Annotated in this window: 16 protein-coding genes; 7 read left to right on the top strand and 9 right to left on the bottom strand. The window is 40.9% G+C overall.

Annotated elements, in window-relative coordinates:
• The first annotated feature begins 77 nt into the window (after positions 1-77).
• From SAR02S_RS06805 to yedF, 3 genes are all read left to right on the top strand, one after another.
• On the top strand, positions 78-665 hold the full coding sequence (locus SAR02S_RS06805) for a DUF2179 domain-containing protein (RefSeq protein ID WP_041958092.1): 588 nt from the start codon (positions 78-80) through the stop codon (positions 663-665).
• Positions 666-860: 195 nt separating this feature from the next.
• Positions 861-2,066, top strand: a complete 1,206-nt coding sequence (gene yedE, locus SAR02S_RS06800; RefSeq protein WP_041958091.1) for a selenium metabolism membrane protein YedE/FdhT — start codon at positions 861-863, stop codon at positions 2,064-2,066.
• Positions 2,067-2,077: 11 nt separating this feature from the next.
• Positions 2,078-2,314: a sulfurtransferase-like selenium metabolism protein YedF gene (gene yedF, locus SAR02S_RS06795; protein ID WP_041958090.1), complete on the top strand. Its 237-nt coding sequence runs from the start codon at positions 2,078-2,080 to the stop codon at positions 2,312-2,314.
• A 52-nt stretch (positions 2,315-2,366) separates the two neighbouring features.
• Here yedF and SAR02S_RS06790 read toward each other — a convergent pair whose 3' ends face one another.
• A complete protein-coding gene (locus SAR02S_RS06790; RefSeq protein WP_041958089.1) occupies positions 2,367-3,008 on the bottom strand; it encodes a flavodoxin family protein in 642 nt (213 codons plus the stop codon).
• A gap of 134 nt (positions 3,009-3,142) precedes the next feature.
• On the opposite strand from SAR02S_RS06790, the gene SAR02S_RS06785 reads away from it, so the two are divergent.
• Positions 3,143-4,051 (top strand): AraC family transcriptional regulator, encoded by a 909-nt coding sequence (locus SAR02S_RS06785; RefSeq protein WP_041958088.1) that lies wholly within the window; start codon positions 3,143-3,145, stop codon positions 4,049-4,051.
• Positions 4,052-4,082: 31 nt separating this feature from the next.
• Here SAR02S_RS06785 and SAR02S_RS06780 read toward each other — a convergent pair whose 3' ends face one another.
• Entirely contained in the window at positions 4,083-6,491 is a 2,409-nt protein-coding gene (locus SAR02S_RS06780; RefSeq protein ID WP_041958087.1) for an AAA family ATPase, read from the bottom strand.
• A gap of 217 nt (positions 6,492-6,708) precedes the next feature.
• Here SAR02S_RS06780 and SAR02S_RS06775 point away from each other — a divergent pair, with 217 nt between their 5' ends.
• A complete protein-coding gene (locus SAR02S_RS06775; RefSeq protein ID WP_041958086.1) occupies positions 6,709-8,319 on the top strand; it encodes a methyl-accepting chemotaxis protein in 1,611 nt (536 codons plus the stop codon).
• Between the two features lie 53 nt (positions 8,320-8,372).
• Here SAR02S_RS06775 and SAR02S_RS06770 read toward each other — a convergent pair whose 3' ends face one another.
• The 6 genes from SAR02S_RS06770 to SAR02S_RS13660 all read right to left on the bottom strand — a co-directional run bounded on the left by SAR02S_RS06770 (position 8,373) and on the right by SAR02S_RS13660 (position 14,666).
• On the bottom strand, positions 8,373-8,972 hold the full coding sequence (locus SAR02S_RS06770) for a LysE/ArgO family amino acid transporter (protein ID WP_041958085.1): 600 nt from the start codon (positions 8,970-8,972) through the stop codon (positions 8,373-8,375).
• 42 nt (positions 8,973-9,014) lie between these two features.
• Positions 9,015-10,580, bottom strand: a complete 1,566-nt coding sequence (locus tag SAR02S_RS06765) for a pentapeptide repeat-containing protein (RefSeq protein WP_041958084.1) — start codon at positions 10,578-10,580, stop codon at positions 9,015-9,017.
• 59 nt (positions 10,581-10,639) lie between these two features.
• Positions 10,640-11,176, bottom strand: coding sequence for a ferric reductase-like transmembrane domain-containing protein (locus SAR02S_RS06760; protein ID WP_041958083.1), 537 nt, complete (start codon positions 11,174-11,176; stop codon positions 10,640-10,642).
• Positions 11,173-12,090, bottom strand: a complete 918-nt coding sequence (gene msrP, locus SAR02S_RS06755) for a protein-methionine-sulfoxide reductase catalytic subunit MsrP (protein ID WP_041958082.1) — start codon at positions 12,088-12,090, stop codon at positions 11,173-11,175. Before msrP ends, SAR02S_RS06760 begins: the two co-directional genes overlap by 4 nt.
• Before the next feature lie 55 nt (positions 12,091-12,145).
• On the bottom strand, positions 12,146-12,961 hold the full coding sequence (gene nudC / locus SAR02S_RS06750; protein ID WP_052433556.1) for an NAD(+) diphosphatase: 816 nt from the start codon (positions 12,959-12,961) through the stop codon (positions 12,146-12,148).
• 91 nt (positions 12,962-13,052) lie between these two features.
• Positions 13,053-14,666 (bottom strand): methyl-accepting chemotaxis protein, encoded by a 1,614-nt coding sequence (locus SAR02S_RS13660; RefSeq protein WP_041958081.1) that lies wholly within the window; start codon positions 14,664-14,666, stop codon positions 13,053-13,055.
• A gap of 183 nt (positions 14,667-14,849) precedes the next feature.
• Here SAR02S_RS13660 and SAR02S_RS06740 point away from each other — a divergent pair, with 183 nt between their 5' ends.
• The gene (locus SAR02S_RS06740; RefSeq protein ID WP_198133089.1) at positions 14,850-15,377 is read left to right on the top strand and encodes an HPP family protein; all 528 of its coding nucleotides are present in this window, start codon (positions 14,850-14,852) and stop codon (positions 15,375-15,377) included.
• A 93-nt stretch (positions 15,378-15,470) separates the two neighbouring features.
• A complete protein-coding gene (locus SAR02S_RS06735) occupies positions 15,471-15,872 on the top strand; it encodes a PAS domain-containing protein (RefSeq protein ID WP_041958080.1) in 402 nt (133 codons plus the stop codon).
• A 28-nt stretch (positions 15,873-15,900) separates the two neighbouring features.
• On the opposite strand, the gene SAR02S_RS06730 is transcribed toward SAR02S_RS06735, so the two are convergent.
• Positions 15,901-16,665: an exodeoxyribonuclease III gene (locus tag SAR02S_RS06730; RefSeq protein ID WP_041958079.1), complete on the bottom strand. Its 765-nt coding sequence runs from the start codon at positions 16,663-16,665 to the stop codon at positions 15,901-15,903.
• Between the last annotated feature and the right edge of the window lie 35 nt (positions 16,666-16,700).

The following is a 16,700-nucleotide window of genomic DNA, read 5'->3' as shown; positions in this document are numbered from 1 at the left end:
GGCGGTGTTATAATAGGCTTTTGTCAATGCATTATGCAAGAAGTCTAATAAAAAATGAAATAATATGAGGAGAAACTATGAGTGAGTTGCTTCAACAAGAGTGGTTTACTTTGTACGGTATTCCTGTTTTGATTGCCCTTGCACGTATTACCGATGTCAGCATTGGTACACTACGCATCATTTTTGTCTCCAAAGGACTCAGACTTTGGGCTCCCATTCTTGGTTTTTTTGAAGTCAGTATTTGGCTTTTAGCCATTTCTAAAGTTATGGCAAATCTTACCAATCCTATAAATTACATTGCCTATGCTGTTGGTTTTTCATTGGGAAATTACATCGGTATGTTCATCGAGAGTCGTTTAGCCATCGGTATGGTGGTTGTACGCATCATCACCAAGCGTGATTCGCATATATTGGTCGCAGCCCTTCGCGCTCTTCGTTACAGTGTTACGGTCGTGGAAGGTGAGGGCAACAACGGTGCTGTAAATATCATTTTTACGGTCATTAAACGTTCCGACATTACCCGTGTTCGAGAGTTGATTGCCCTGCACAATCCTCAAGCGGTTTACTCCATCGAAGATGTGAGACACGCAAGCGATCCTAGTTTCCCTACCGAGATAAGCAGACGTTCACGTTTTTCTCAGCTTTTTAGAGGCATGCGTAAGTAGCCTCTAACTTCGACTTTTTTCGTCAGAAAAACGAGTTTTAAGAGAAACTCTGATAAAGTCTCTTTTTTGGTTTGCTTGCGGTCGCAAGAGTACATAATGCTCAAAAATCTCTTCTTTTGTTGCTCCTTTTAGCTTTTGCTAAATCCTTCTTATGTACTTCACAATCAAAACTCACTTTTTATATTAGGAGTTTTTATGTCATGGTGGAGTGAATTTAAACAACACTATCTTGTACGCTTTTGGTCGCCTATTCCTGCGGTAATTGCTCTGGGGATTTTATCGACCTATTATTTTGGTTTGCTTGGAACGTTTTGGGCAGTGACGGGTGAGTTTACGCGCTGGGGTGGGCACTTGGCTCAACTTTTTGGCGCAAATCCTGCTGAGTGGACGTACCTTAAAATTCTTGGATTTAAAGGAACACCTTGGGATCGCATCGATGGTGTGATGATCATCGGTATGTTTGCGGGTGCTCTCGCGGCAGCTCTTTGGGCGGACAATGTCAAGCTTCGTTTGCCATCAACCCGTATTCGCATCTTCCAAGCATTGCTGGGTGGCATCATCGCTGGTTTTGGTGCACGTTTGGCGATGGGATGTAACTTGGCGGCGTTTTTTACGGGTATTCCTCAGTTTTCCCTTCATGCGTGGTTTTTTGCTGTTGCTACAGCTATTGGCTGTTTTGCAGGCGCTAAAGTTTCGATGCTTTCTCTCTTTCGCATCCCTTTGAAACTCAAAAAAGTTACCGAAGCGACGCCTCTTGAGAAGAACAAACAAAGTGCAAAGATCAAGTTTATTATCGGGAGTATGCTCTTTTTTGCGATTGCGATTACAGCAATTACGAGAAGCTTTGATGCACCAAAACTAGGTATGGCGATGCTTTTTGGTTTAGGTTTTGGTATTTGTATCGAACGGGCGCAAGTTTGCTTTACGTCTGCGTTTCGTGATATGTGGATCACCGGACGTGGTTTGCTTGCAAAAGCGATTATCATTGGTATGGCGGTGAGTGCCATCGGTGTTTTTGCGTTTGTGCAAACAGGTATGGAGCCAAAAATCATGTGGGCAGGACCCAATGCCATCATCGGTGGTTTGATGTTTGGTTTTGGTATCGTGATCGCGGGTGGTTGTGAGACGGGTTGGATGTATAGAGCTATGGAAGGGCAAATTCACTTTTGGTGGGTTGGCATCGGTAATGTTCTAGGTTCTCTTCTGTTAGCACTTTCATGGGATAGCCTAGCGCCAAGCTTGGTGTATGGTTATGAGAAGATCAACATGCTTAAGATGTTCGGAACGTATGGTGGTTTGTATGTGAACTATGCGCTCATGGCGGCATCATTTGCATTTGTGGTTTGGTGGGAACGACGTTTCCTTGCTAAAAAAAGCCAATACCAAAATAATCATCAATAAAGGAGCACGTTATGAAAGAAGTTATCGTACCCAATTATTCACTGGATATGCGTGGCGAGCCTTGCCCTTACCCAGCAATAGCGACCCTTGAAGCGTTACCAACACTCAAAAAAGGCGAGATTTTAGAGGTGATTAGCGACTGTCCTCAGTCGATCAACAACATTCCTCACGATGCAAAAAACTACGGCTATACGGTTTTAGAGATCATCCAAGATGGTCCAACCATTCGTTATCTTATTCAAAAATAATCTTCATTTCTAGGGCAGTTTTGCCCTAGAAAGTCTTTACATGTAAAAGCGCTTAACGTACAAAATTGGTCATAATTTTTGCTTCACGCTCTGGAGCTACGATGTTGTTTTCTTTAGCATTTTGCATGACGTTAAGTGTCCATGCCATATTTTTCCCCAAAATGCGTGCGATTTGAATACCTTCTAAATCTTCATGTACTTCACCTGGCATTCTTCCGTGTGCCACATTCCAATAATTCGTTGTTGGCATAATCATCTCAGCGTACGTAAGGTAGTGATTCATCGCATCAAAGGTGCTCACGCCACCAGAACGACGAACGGCTACGATGCTTGCACCGACTTTATGACGGAAAAGGTTGCCATTGGCAGAAGAGACATAAAAAGCGCGATCTAAAAAGGACTTCATCGTTCCTGCGATGCCCGCCCAATGAACAGGTGTTCCAAGGATGATTCCATCGGCTTCTTTCATCTTTTGAATGCACTCATTGACATATTCATCGTCTTTTGCCACACAACGCTCATCTTGGTTTTTTGCACAGCCACCACAGCCAAAACAGCCACGAATGGTTTTATTGCCGATGTGCAACACTTCCGTGGTAATGTTGTCTTTGGCTAATTCTTGTGCAATCGTATCAATAAGCTGTGCGGTATTTCCTTTTTTATTCGGGCTTCCATTGATGGCTACTACTTTCATACTCTTCTATCTCCTCTATTTTTTGGTACTTGTTGATTGAATTGTAACGTAACTCTTTCAAAGAGCGATAGACTATTTAGATAAATTTATTGCCTATTACTGTAGAATATATTTTTTGATGCCAAAGGATTTAAATGTATTCTGTTTCCAAACATAATGATTTTATTCAGCTCTTAGAGTCTCTTTTGCCAGAAGATGGGCTGCTACAAACTGACATTGCTGCTTTGAGCCTTTCTAAGGTTTCTATAACATCAGAGTTTGCCTGCTCGATGTACGAGCCTTCGGTCTATTTTATCGCCAGAGGTGTCAAGGAAGTTCATTTGGCAGAACAAATTTATACCTACGATGCTTCTACGTATATGCTCTCTTCGGTGCATTTACCTCTGAGTGGAAAGATCACAGAAGCGAGCCAAGAAGCTCCGTACTTGGCGCTTAAACTGACATTTAGTTTGGATGAAATTATGGAAGTGGTGCAAGAAAGCGGCGATGCATTTGCTCAACCGTGTACTAAAAAATGTGATTGTGCTTTGGTGATGGGAGCGATGGACGAAGCGCTTTTGGATGCGTTGATACGTTTGGTTTCACTTTTAAAAAATCCAAAAATGATTTCAGCATTATCACCGCTCATTATTAAAGAAGTTTTGTACCGATTGTTAGACCATCATCCTCAGATGTTTATCAAACAGTTTGCGACGATGGGAAGCTATGCCTACCGTATTATGCAAGCCATTCGTCTCATCAATACCCATTTTGCAGAGCCATTGCGCATCACTGAGATGGCACATCAACTTGGCATGAGTAACTCACTTTTTCACAGACATTTTAAAAAAGTGACGACCTTAACTCCCATCCAATACCAAAAAAAGGTGCGTTTACAGATGGCGCGAAAACTGCTTTTATCACAGAAAGTTGATGCCGCCAATGCTTCATTTCAAGTAGGCTACGCCAGCCCTTCACAATTTAGCAGAGAGTACACACGTATGTATGGACTACCACCCAAAAGCGATACCAAGCACCAAAGTGATTTTTCAAAACAGAGCTAAAAACAGCGAAATAAACTTTTACATGTAAAGATTATTTCGCGAGATTTGGTATCTTCTCTTCGATGATTTTTTTAAGTTCCAACCCATCAATGACCTCTTTTGCGATGAGTGCAAGGGCGACTGCTTCGATGGCAGGCCAGAGTCGTTTCACCTCTTTTTCAGTCTGCTTTTTAGCTTCATCTATCCAGCTCAAAAGCCTTGTTTCCAACTTCTCTGCTAAAAGCTCTTTGTCGTACGCGTCTTCAATACCGCTGATGTTAATGTAGCCTAGTTCCTCATCCATACCAAACAGAGCAATCGCAGAATACGCTTGCATACTCGCAATTTCAAGATCCGTAATAGCACCCGTTTCCATACCTGCATTGCCGTATTTTTCCATATTGGCGATGCGACCGCCTAGCAAAACACAGATATTGGCAAACAGTTCATCTTTGGAAATGGCATTGACATAGTCGTCATTATGGTATGAAACAAAGCCAAGCGCATCACTACGAGGCGCAACGGTGACTTGCTCTATCTTGATGTTTGGGCAAAGAACATAAGAGAGTACAGCGTGTCCTGCTTCATGGTAAGCCGTTTTTGCCATCGATATTTCAATGTCGCGTATCTGTTTGTTTTCAAGTTTATTGCCGTATTTGATGATGTTGATCTGCTCTAAAAGTATCTCTTCAGTGATCTCTTTTAGTCCTTTTCGTGCCGCAAAAAGTGCCGCTTCTTGTCCGATGCGTTTCAGCTCATCACCACCCATACCTGAGATGTAGCGCACCACTTTTTCAATGTCAATGTTCGCATCGTGCGGTTTTTTTAAAATCTCTTCGATGAAAAAACGACGGGCTTCCATGTCGAGTTTTGGCACTTCGATGCGAATATCAATGCGTCCTGTTTGCACCAACGGATCAGGGATGGGACTGCTCTCACCAATGGTGATGATGGTAAAAATGGGTGCATCAAAACTCTGATTGATCGCATCTAACTCGTCGATCAAGGGTTGGATGCTCATCGTTGCGATAACGCCACCGACAAGACCTTGCACATCAATATCTTCCAAAAGTACAATGGCAGGAGCGGAACTATACGCTTGAGCATAAGCTTTGTGAATTTTACCCGCATCAAACAAGTCCGCATCACGCACTACGGTAAAAGGCATATCTGCGGCGTTTGCAAAGGCACGCGCGAGTAATTTTTTACCCATACCCGAAGGTCCATAGAGTATCATTCCTTTTGGAGGAGGCATGTCAAACTGTTTAAGACGTGCAGGCTCTTTAATGAGCGTTAGAATCTCCAAAAGTTCCGCTTTAACACGTTGTTGCCCTGCAATAGCATCAAATGTGACATCCGAAACATGTAGGGCATCTTCGGATGTTATGGGTAATTTTTCTTTGCGGAAAAAAGCGTTTTTGATGGTGAATTCTGCCACTCCTTTGAGAACACGAACATGCCATTCAAGCTCAATGCTTTCATGTTGTTTGCTGATTTTTTTCAGCAGTAAAGGCTGGTCTTTAAGTGCTTCTTTGACAAAAGCACCTGCTTTTTGAGAGACTTTATAGCTTATTTTAGTGATGTTTTCATGGCATTTGAGCATGTCATAGATGCGGTTAAAGACGACTTCAGGAAGCTTTTTGCGAATGTGACGAGCGTTGAGATAAGGCGCTAGAGAAAGTGTTAAAAGAGAAATAAGCACATCGATGTTGGTGTACTCGATCTCAATGCCACTGTCTTTGATAAAGTTTTGTGACATACCATGCAAGCTTTGGGCACCGATTTTGATGAGAGCGGTGAGACTGAGACGGTTAAAAGGTACAAGCGTGCATTCATTGAGTAGGGAAAGAAGCTTTTTATCGAACACTTTCTCTTTTATTCCGCTAATCACAATCTCTTCTTGCCCCAAGCGTTCCATTAAAAATGTATGCGCTTGCAGAGGATCATTTTTAAAAAGTTCCAGTAAGTCTTGGCGTCCTAAAAGTGAACTGAGACGTGTTGTCGTCATAATGACAATGACATGCGAAAAATCAACGATATTTTTTTCTGAGTCTGAAAAGAGCGTGTATAAAGAGAGTTGCACTTGCGTGTCTGCTTTGTCGATGTCTTCAAACAGTAAAATAGCGTTAGGATTTTTTTCGACAAATTCGGTGACATCTTCCTCAATGTTTGAAGCGGAGAGTTGCTCAGCGCTATACGTATCATTGTACTGATCCATCTGAAAGGTTTTGAGTTGGTGTATCTGTGGATCAGCTGTTACAAGAAGTTCTGCAAGGTAGCGTTTACCGCAATTGGGAGGTCCTATGAAGGTAAAAAGCGCTCTAACTTTGGAGCTTACGAGGCGCATTTGCACCAGTGTCTTGGTTATTGACTCAATGGCAAAATTTTGATCGAACAGTTGAACTTTAAGTGTTTCTTCGAGCTTTTGAGCAAGCTTCTCATAGCCATCTTTACATTTCATCATGTACTCCTGCTACTTCAATCTATCATTGGATTAGTATAACGCAACCTCTCTAAAAAGTGATAATCACCAGTGTTATTTTACGTTTACATGTAAAATCAAAGATAGGTACTGTTTAAATTATTTTATTTGATGTTATGCATCATCGAAAAATATACAACTCCTTTGCAACACTTGATCGATATGATTTCGTAATACAAAAGAAAAGGAGTTTATCATGAGTATTTCAAGACAGCTTTTAGTGATGCTTGCGGTTGCAATCCTGGCTACATTTACTATTTTTGGAATTAGTTTTGCTAAAATGAATACGGTCTTTGAGGAGACAAACTACAGTAATGTTAACTCCCTTCCGAGTATCTTAGCACTGAATGAAGCTATGCAAAGTGCGTTTAGTTTAAGATTGTCTATATGGGAGCATATTTCGCAATCAGAGATTAAAGAGTGGGAAAGAGTAGAAAAGAATATTGAAAAAGCAAAAATCGCCCTTAAAGATAGCATGAAACGTTACGAGCTTTTACTTTCTGATGAAAAAGACAAAGAGCTTTTCATCAAAGATAATGAAGCAATCGAACAGTATTATGTTTTACTTGGTAAATTAATAAGCCTTTCAAGAGAAAATAAACAGTCAGAAATTAATGCAATGGTTGGTGCCAATAAACCGATCATTCAGAATCTAACACATGTCTTTGCTGAGCATATGAAATATAACTTTGATCTCGCGAAAAAATCAGCAGATAACGCAATAGATGAAAAACAAAATGCTACACTTATGATGATTTTTCTCTCTATCGCTTCTGTTGTTACCCTTTTATTAATTGGATTGTCTATCCGTCGCAATATCATCCAAGGGGTACATATTATCCGCGATAGCATGGTCTCTTTTGTTCAACATAAAGAACTCAAATTTAGAATTAATTACGATAAGAAGAACGAACTTAAAGATATATCCGATAGTTTTAATGCCTTAATCACCACACTAGAACAAACCATTGTTGATGCCAAAAATTCTTCGAGTGAAAATGCTTCGGTGTCACATGAACTCAGTACCACCAGTATGCAAATAGGTCGAAATGCAGAGAAGAGTACTACGATCGTTGAAAGTACCATTCAAGAGATTGCTACGATTAAAACCTTTGTGCAAGAGACAGCGATGCTTTCAGAGCAGATGAAAAAAAGCATCACCGATGCTGGACAAAGACTTGATAATGCCAAAAATGAAGTGGTAAGCCTTCGTAATGAAGTAGGACTTGCGAGTGAAGCGGAAACCGCGTTAGCTTCTAAATTGGAGCAGATGAGTGTGGATGCTGACCAAGTAAAACAAATCTTGACGGTCATCTCTGATATTGCCGATCAAACCAACCTTTTAGCACTTAATGCCGCCATAGAAGCCGCACGAGCAGGGGAGCATGGACGCGGGTTTGCCGTTGTAGCCGATGAAGTACGAAAGCTGGCAGAGCGAACTCAAAACTCACTTACCGAGATCAATGCGACCATTAACGTCATCGTTCAGTCCATCGTTGATTCTTCAGAACAGATGGGACGAAATGCAAAAAACATTAGACGCCTTTCCGATGTTTCAACAGGTGTGGAAGAGACCATTCTTGGAACAACCAGTGTGATGCAAGAGAGTGTTGTTTCTGTAACAACCAGTGCGGCAAACTCCATTCGCATCGCCAGTGATACCGACAGAATTGTCTCTATGGTCACCAACATCAATTCCCTCACCAGCGAAAATGCACGTAGTGTTGAAGAGATCGCCTCTGCGGCAGATCATCTCTCTAAATTAGCGGAAAATCTCAATAGTAAACTGAACCAATTTAAGTCTTAACTTCGTTTCTTTCTTCTGCGTTACGGAGATAAAGTTAGCGCTTTATCTCCACTCTACAAACCTAACAGCATAAAGGCTAAAGAGAGCATGACAATGCCGATGAGTACTTCAAGAATTTTCCATGAAATTGGCTTTTGAAAAATAGGCGTTAAAATCCTCGCTCCATAACCGAGTGAAAAGAAAAACACGAAAGATGATGTCATGGCTCCCAATCCAAACAGCGGTGCAAGGGAGCCAAACTTGGTCGAGACAGACCCGAGTAAGATGACGGTATCCAGATAAACATGAGGGTTGAGCCACGTAAACGCAAGGGAGAGAAGAATGGTTTTTGCAAGCGATGTTGTGGGTTGGTCGAGCGGATTTAGCTTATGTGACATGCTCCAAGCAGAGTAAAAGCTTTTCAAACCATAGATAAACAAAAAGGCAAAACCACCATACTTTGCGACGGTTTGAAGAGAGGGAAATTGCTCCACCAAATACCCAAAACCCGAAACGCCAGCGAAAATCAAGATGGCGTCCGAGAGCGCGCAGACAAAGCAGATGACAAACACATGCTCTTTTTTAATACCTTGCTTGAGTACAAAAGCATTTTGCGCTCCAATGGCAAGAATGAGAGAAATTCCTAGACTAAAACCTGATATAAATGCGTTCATGGGTGTTCTTTGTGGTGAAATAGTATTTTACATGTAAAGAGTTTATTTACTCGTATCTTTTCTCACGGATGTGATAAATTGATAGTATAGATAGCCTAAAGCAATTTTATTGGCAAAAAGAATTAATGAGAAGGAAGAAGTATCTGGTTTTTGAGAATCTAATTTTGCTAATAAACTTGTATATTGAAATATGTTTTCTACATTCAAAAATGTGATTTGATGTATGTAAAACATTCCAAATGAAGCTATAAGACCTAAAATAATTGGTACATAAGTACGGCAAAAAAGTCCAGACATTAAAATAATGGTTATTAAAAAACCTAATATTGATTTTCCGACTTCATTATTAAGTGCTAATGTTGTAAAAAGTCCAGTTGTAAGTATCCATAGTAAAACTAAAAACCAGTTTCTTGCATGTGCCGAAGTCATGTTATGTAAAGCAAAAACAAGATAGCTTCCGAGATTTTCTAAATTATTTGAGATATTTTCTTTGAATTTTTCTAATTTAATATTTTTAAGAATATCTTGTAAGTTTTTTCTTCTTTTTTCAAGTTCACAACTGTAATAACGATTGGCTTCTATTTTATTATTTTGTTTTTCAAGTTGGTGTTTAATGATTCTGTAGGTTTCTTGAGATGTCTGCTTTTTTGATTCGGATGAATCAACACTTTGAATCTCAAAGAAGTTCATATCTTTTTCAATATTGGTATTGTCTAAATTAAGCCCTTTTTTAAAAGTAGCTTTTCTAAATTGGCTTAACCCTTTGAACGTTACATAGGTAAAATCCACCTTTTCGCAAAACTCACACTCTTCAAAAATGGCAAGTTCATTAAAATTTATGGCATAAAAACTAATAAGTGATTTTTGATTTTTACCTTTAATAAACTGCGTTTTGAAAAAATCTGCCTTATCTTCAAAATTAGAATCATTAATGTCAAACTCTTCAACTGAGGCATTGTGTAGTTTGAAATTCTGGTGAAATGTAGAATTCTTGATATAAAAGCTTTTAATTTTTATATCTCTTTCATTAAAGGTATTTTCTTGTAGATTTTTTCTATTGATATAAAATTTACCGTAAAAATGAGAATTTTCAATAAGGATATTGAGATTATTATCATCTTTATTATGAAGGTCATCAAATATAAGATCATATTTTTGCTCTTCCACTAAATTAGAATAATTTTCAAATTTTAGCGATGTTATATTGCAGTTGACGAATTTACAATGCTTGTCAATAACGATGACTAAATCACCACATTTAAAACCATTCCTTGTCAAAAATAATTTGCCAAAGTCTATATCTTTGAGTTCAATAATTGACTCAGGAGTTTCAAAAATATCTGATAAATGAGGTTTAAGTCGTTTTGCTTCAAGTTTGTTAAATAGTTGATCTTCCTTTTTAAGGTCGATTGCTATTTGTTCAAGTTTAATTTTTCTTTCATAATCGTAAGATGTGTTTGTAATTTTTTCAAAGACATTAGTGTTTATTGATGCATTATGGGTAGTCTGTTGGTCAATTGTTAATGCTATTTGCCTAGTTTGAGATTCTTGACATTGCCGATCAATTTTTTCTTGATACGTATTGAAAATTTCTTCAAATGTTTGCATATTGGTTCTTTAGAAATAATTTTGCAGAGTATAACGAAAATAGTTTTACATGTAAAACTTCAGCCCTTTCTCCACACCCAAACTCTCTCCCCTAAAAGCACCACACCAACGGTAACAACACTATACTCAAATACTCCCGCTACCTTTTGTGCCCAGAAGCTGTGAAGAAGCGCAAGTGCAAGAGCGAGATAGACCGCTTTATGGTACTTGGAAAACTTGGCAAAGAGTTTTTTAAATGAGGTGAGCGCCATCAAAAGCAGAATGACAAAAGCGATAGCTCCAACATAGATAAATGGCTTTTTGAGGCTTTTCTCAAAGATAGTGACGAAGTCAAATTCACTGTCTAAGATTACAAAAACGCTTACATGTAAAAGGGCGTAGGCAAATGCAAGCAAGCCGATGGTTTTGCGGTATCGAAGCCAATTTAGCCCACAGACTCTTTTACATGTAGAAGGTACGAGTGAGAGTAAAAGAAGCAAAATCGCCCCGATGCCTGTGGTGTTGTAGATCATTTTAATCGGGTCTATGGCATTGTCCAATGTGTAATAGGCAACGACTAAAGGAAGTAGGGCAAGAAGGATGAGGAAGGCTTTCAAAAGAACTTCCTTAAGTCCATTCCTGCGTAAAGCCCTGCGACCTCTTTTTCGTAGCCGTTAAACGGTAGTGTCTCTTGTTTGGTGATTTTTCCAAGTAAGCGCTCTTTAGCTTGCGTCCAGCGTGGATGGTCAACGGCTGGATTGACATTGGCGTAAAAGCCATACTCTTTGGGGTTTTGTACTTGCCATGTATTGAGTGGTTCGTTTTCGACGCACTCTATTTTATCGAGTGATTTGATGGACTTAAAGCCGTATTTCCATGGCACGACGAGGCGGATCGGTGCGCCATTTTGCGGAAGTAGGCGTTTTCCGTACATGCCTACTGCGATGAAGGTGAGTGGATGGCGCGCTTCGTCCATGCGAAGTCCTTCGACGTAAGGGTAGTTGATGGATGAAAAGATACCTTTTGCTTGGTCTGGAAACATCGCAGGGTCATGGCGTGTAGTGAACTTAACATACTTGGCTTTGCTGGTTGGATCGAGGTAATCGAGTAGTTTGTAAAGCGGAAAGCCGATCCACGGAACGACCATCGACCAGCCCTCAACACAGCGAAAACGGTAAATGCGCTCCTCCAGTCCAAATCTAGCGATAAGATCATCCACTTCGAGTGTCTGTTTGGTTTTGAGTTCCCCTGAGAAGTTAACATTCCAAGGGGTTGTTTTCATATTTTGAGAGAGTTTTACCGGTGCTGTTTTATCGGTAGAAAACTCGTAAAAATTGACGTAGTTAGTGATCTGCTCAAACGTGTTGGATGAGAGTTTTAGTAGGTTGGCATCGGGTGTAAAAGAGAGGCTAAGGTCTTTGGGAAGCTCGGCTAAAAGCTGTGAGATGGCGGTACTGCTCACCAAAGCTCCAGCTCCGAGTTTTAAAAAGTGGCGACGTGCCTCAAAAAGTGCTTCGGGGGTGATATTCATGGTAAACTCCTCTTACAAAGTTCATCCATTCTAACACAGAAATATCAATAAAAAATCAATGATCTTTAAGCCACTCGTTTATAATCATTCCCGAGATGGTGGCAAGGTTTGGAAGTTTTGGCAACGTTTCTTTGGTAAACCATTTGGCATCTTCGATCTCTTCGGGTTGCAAGCGTAGTTCGCCACTTTCGTACTCTGCAAAAAAGCCGATCATCAACGAGTGAGGGAAAGGCCATGGTTGTGAGCCAAAATAGCGAAGGTTTTTGACGCGTAAGCCTACTTCTTCAAACACTTCACGATGTACGCTCTCTTCAACACTTTCTCCCGCTTCCACAAAGCCAGCCAAAAGGCTGTACATGCCTGCTTGAAAGTAGGGTGAACGGGCTAGCAGTATCTCTTCGCCTCTGGTGATAAGCACAATGCACGCAGGTGAAAGACGTGGAAAAATAGTAAAGCCACAGGTTTTACATGTAAGCGCTGAAAACTCAGGAGCATAGCCTACGGGATCGCCACAACGACCGCAGTATTGGTTGTCGTAAAGCCAGTGTGCGAGCTGTTTGGCTCGAGCGAGCATGGCAAAAAGATGCGGTGGGTGGAAGTCAAGGAACTCTCGAAGATTGGTTTTGACAAGGTGTTCAGGAAGGGCAAGCGTTTCATCCCAAATAAGGAGCGTATAGAGTGACTCTTCGATCTCACCGATGTGAAAACTATGGCGTGGTTTACCCAAATTTTCAAAAAGATGCGAAGGAGGCAACGTGCCGTCCACTGCCATCAAAAGGGCATCGCCACAAAAACCTAAAAGAATGCTCGGCTTCTCATCGCGTGGTTTAAAAAGTGGAGTGAGTTTCAAGGAAATAGTCTGTTCTAACACGTCAAACCTTTTACATGTAAAGTCCAAAATGATAGCGAATTATTGGTTAAAAAAGTGTCCAAAGAGGTTGTTTCTCTTTGGACGAAGGAGGTTAGGCTGTTTTAAATTGTGCTAGAGTATGGCTAAGTGTGGAAGAGAGTTTGGAGAGGTGTTCTGCCGCAGCGGCGATCTCTTCGACACTTCTAGCATTGGAGCTTGAGAGTGTGTTGATCTCTCCTATTTTTTCGATGACCGCTGTTTTGATGAGCTTGACATTGCTATTTGCTTTTTCAACGACTTCATCGGTTGCAAGAACACTTTGGTCAAGCATGCCTACGGCATCGTTGGTTTGGGTCGTCACTTGGTTGGAAAATTCGGAGAGTTCATGGATGCGTTTGGCGTTGTGATTCATCTCGCCGCTGATGTCACTGATGGACTGAACGATGACGTTGACCGTGGCATTGGTCTCGATAAGGCTTTTTTGGGTACGTTCTGCCAGCTTTCTCACTTCATCGGCAACGACAGCAAATCCACGCCCATGCTCACCCGCCCTTGCTGCTTCAATGGCGGCATTAAGCGCTAGAAGATTGGTCTGGTCAGCGATGTCGCCGATGACATCAAGAACGGATTTGACCTGTTGGGCTTCGTTTGAGAGGTGGTTCAGGCGCTCGTTGATGGCTGCTTCTGCCTCAGACGTATTACTGAGTTGCGAGATGGTTTCATTGAGCAGTTTTTGCGCACTTAGAAGGCTCTCTTGGGCATGTGCGGTGATGTCTTTAACATTTTGTGACTGCACACTGGCATCAGTGATGGCATTCGCAACCTCTTTGGCATCGTTGGTTGTTTCAAAAACGACTTTTGCCTCTTCTTCGGCGCGCTTCCCGATCTGGAGGCTTGTGCTGGAGAGTTCTTCCGCAACAGAAGCATTTTCGATGGCATTGTCTTTGGCATCATTTAGCGCACTAGCTACATCTGCAACAAGGGAGTTAACCGCTTGGATGATGTCGTTGATCTCATCTTTAGAATCAATGTTTATCTTCATACTCAAATCTTTGTTTTGGCGCATCAATTCACATCCCACTTTGGCACGCGCAACAGAGTTTTTAATCGAACGCGTTACAATGAAAAAGATGACCAGAACAATGACCAAAATGATACCTAACGTAATTTGAGACATCATGATGTTGGTGTCAAGGCGGTTGAAGTTATTTTTCTTCACAGAGCTTGCCAAATCGTCTATTTTTTCCGAGAGAACAACAAAGCTTTGGCTGCTTTGTTTGTAGTACTCATCAAGTTTTTTGGCATCTTCAGGATAATTTTGAGCGAAACTTGGTTCATGCATGGTTGCGCCGTATTTTTTAAAAAGTTGCATTCGTGGAACGTTGACATCATGCCATTGAACCAAGAGTTTTTTAAGCGTTTCAATACGTTGGTGATTTGAAGGACTTTGAAGAATGAGTTTCAGCGCGTCCAAATCTCCAATTAATTGTTGATAAGTTTTTTCATAACGATCCAAATTGGTTTGTTTAAAATAGAGCTGATAATCACGCTGTTCAACGCGCAATGCCATCATCGTATTTTCAATATCAGCGATATTGGTGAGTCGAATTGCTGCCATTTTCGCATCGTTTCCCTCTTTGAGGCTTTCAAGTCCCAATGCACTAAATCCTAAAAAAATAATAATGAGTAAAAATGCAAGTTTGTTTTTGATCGTCGCCAATAACATAGTTCTCCTTTTTGTTTTGGCGCGTATCGTAGTGAGTTTACGTAAATTATATGTAAATTTAAAAGAAAAAATGAGGAAAAATACACAAGTGGCTTGATGTGTGTCATACCAAAAAAACGTCAAATTTCCTAAAATACCTAAAATTATTTTGGAGAATTTGTGATAAAAAGTTATGTACGAAGAATGAAAGCAAAGTCACGACCACCTTCTCGAAAACCTTTGAGTAAGATACTTTGGTCGGGGTTTGGGGCTTTTTTAGGTATCTATTTGGTTGCCATTTTTGGTTACTACTTTTCCATTGAAGACAATTTTTTTCTCTTAGGTTCTTTTGGAGCCTCGGCAGTATTGATTTATGGTGCTCCTCAGGCGGATTTTTCGCAACCTCGTAACATCATTGGTGGTCATGTTCTCTCCGCGTTAGTAGCGGTTTGTCTGCTGAAAGTTTTTTCGTCAGTCTTCTCAACAGAACTGCTTTGCGCACTGAGTGTGTCTGTCTCGATTATGGTGATGCACTTTAGTCGTACCATGCATCCCCCAGGCGGCGCAACCGCACTCATTTATGTTATGGGCAATGAACATATCCACGCTTTGGGTTGGGTGTATCCATTTACCCCTATTGGGGCAGGTGCGCTCATTATGCTATTAGTCGCACTTTTGGTCAATAATCTTTCTCAAAACTCTCAAAGGCACTATCCGACGTATTGGTGGTAAAAACTTTTACATGTAAAGATTAATATAACGCAAATGTCACATTGGCACTGTAAAATTCTCATTGAAAACGATAGATATAAAAGGTTAGAGATAATGAAAAAAGAATATATAAATATTTTAGAGTGCATAGGGCATGGATTTTGGGAGTGGGATCCTATCGGTAATCGCATCGTTTTATCGCAACAATGGGTGACCATGCTAGGATACGACTATAAAGAGTTTGAGCAGACTAAAGACAAATGGATGTCGCTCATTCATCCTGAAGATTTGAACAACTGTCTCAATGCGTTAACCGCGCTTTTAAGTGGCAGAAGCGATCATTATCAGCATCAACATCGCATGCTGTGTAAGGATGGAAGCTACAAATGGGTATTAGATCAAGCCAAAGTGATTTCGTATAATCAACATGGCTATCCGTCCAAAGTTGTCGGAACACACACGGATATTCACGATCTTCGAAGTACGCTAGAGAAGTATAAATTGAAATGCTCCTAAGGCTTTACATGTAAAGCCTTAGCGTGTATTATAAATCGATCTCAATGCCTACTGGGCAATGGTCTGAGCCTTCAATGTGGTTCAGTATAAACGCATCTTTTAAACGAGGCTCTAACTCTTTAGAAATGAAAAAATAATCAATCCTCCATCCCACATTACGCTCCCTCGCTCCAAAGCGGTACGACCACCACGAATAGGCTTCTGTGATGTCGCCGTGGATGTGTCTAAACGTATCAATGTAGCCTTTGTCTAACAATGTGTCGATCCACGCGCGCTCAATCGGCAAAAACCCCGAAGTGTCTTCATTGGCTTTAGGGTTTTTAAGGTCGATCTCTCGGTGAGCCGTATTGACATCACCACAGATGATAATGCCTTTTCCTTCACGTCTTAAAGCTTCTGTATGCGCTAAAAAATCACTGTAAAATTTCATCTTGTGTGCGAGGCGCTCTTCGTTTTGTTGACCGTTTGGAAAATAGACGTTAAACAAAACGACATCGCCAAAGTGATGCTCCAAAATGCGCCCTTCGTGTGTATGGTCGATGTGCCAAGCGGTGTCGGTTTTCTCAAAAGCAAGCGTTGAAAAACTCATCGTGCCTGAGTAGCCTTTCTTCGAAGCCGAATTGACATGGTTACATGTAAATGCATGGCTAAAAAGAGGAGTAGGAATCTGCTCAGCCTCAGCTTTGATCTCTTGCAGACACAAGATGTCAGGAGCGAGCTCATCGACCCACGCAAACGCATTTTTGTTGGCAACAGCGCGAATACCATTCACGTTCCATGAGACCAGTTTCATAATCAATTTTCCTTTTACATGTAAAGAGAGTTTAT

Source organism: Sulfurospirillum arsenophilum NBRC 109478, assembly GCF_000813345.1.
Lineage (GTDB): Bacteria > Campylobacterota > Campylobacteria > Campylobacterales > Sulfurospirillaceae > Sulfurospirillum > Sulfurospirillum arsenophilum.
Note: the sequence above shows the minus strand (reverse complement) of the source record. Positions and strands in the feature narration are given on the sequence as shown.

What these genes read in the sequence shown, in the direction of transcription:
- SAR02S_RS06780 (WP_041958087.1), bottom strand. Translation starts at nt 6,491, where the DNA reads ATGAAATGTAAAGATGGCTATGAGAAGCTTGCTCAAAAGCTCGAAGAA.
- SAR02S_RS06730 (WP_041958079.1), bottom strand. Translation starts at nt 16,665, where the DNA reads ATGAAACTGGTCTCATGGAACGTGAATGGTATTCGCGCTGTTGCCAAC.
- msrP (WP_041958082.1), bottom strand. Translation starts at nt 12,090, where the DNA reads ATGAATATCACCCCCGAAGCACTTTTTGAGGCACGTCGCCACTTTTTA.
- yedF (WP_041958090.1), top strand. Translation starts at nt 2,078, where the DNA reads ATGAAAGAAGTTATCGTACCCAATTATTCACTGGATATGCGTGGCGAG.
- SAR02S_RS06775 (WP_041958086.1), top strand. Translation starts at nt 6,709, where the DNA reads ATGAGTATTTCAAGACAGCTTTTAGTGATGCTTGCGGTTGCAATCCTG.
- SAR02S_RS06770 (WP_041958085.1), bottom strand. Translation starts at nt 8,972, where the DNA reads ATGAACGCATTTATATCAGGTTTTAGTCTAGGAATTTCTCTCATTCTT.
- SAR02S_RS06740 (WP_198133089.1), top strand. Translation starts at nt 14,850, where the DNA reads ATGAAAGCAAAGTCACGACCACCTTCTCGAAAACCTTTGAGTAAGATA.
- SAR02S_RS13660 (WP_041958081.1), bottom strand. Translation starts at nt 14,666, where the DNA reads ATGTTATTGGCGACGATCAAAAACAAACTTGCATTTTTACTCATTATT.
- SAR02S_RS06735 (WP_041958080.1), top strand. Translation starts at nt 15,471, where the DNA reads ATGAAAAAAGAATATATAAATATTTTAGAGTGCATAGGGCATGGATTT.
- SAR02S_RS06765 (WP_041958084.1), bottom strand. Translation starts at nt 10,580, where the DNA reads ATGCAAACATTTGAAGAAATTTTCAATACGTATCAAGAAAAAATTGAT.
- SAR02S_RS06785 (WP_041958088.1), top strand. Translation starts at nt 3,143, where the DNA reads ATGTATTCTGTTTCCAAACATAATGATTTTATTCAGCTCTTAGAGTCT.
- SAR02S_RS06790 (WP_041958089.1), bottom strand. Translation starts at nt 3,008, where the DNA reads ATGAAAGTAGTAGCCATCAATGGAAGCCCGAATAAAAAAGGAAATACC.
- yedE (WP_041958091.1), top strand. Translation starts at nt 861, where the DNA reads ATGTCATGGTGGAGTGAATTTAAACAACACTATCTTGTACGCTTTTGG.
- SAR02S_RS06805 (WP_041958092.1), top strand. Translation starts at nt 78, where the DNA reads ATGAGTGAGTTGCTTCAACAAGAGTGGTTTACTTTGTACGGTATTCCT.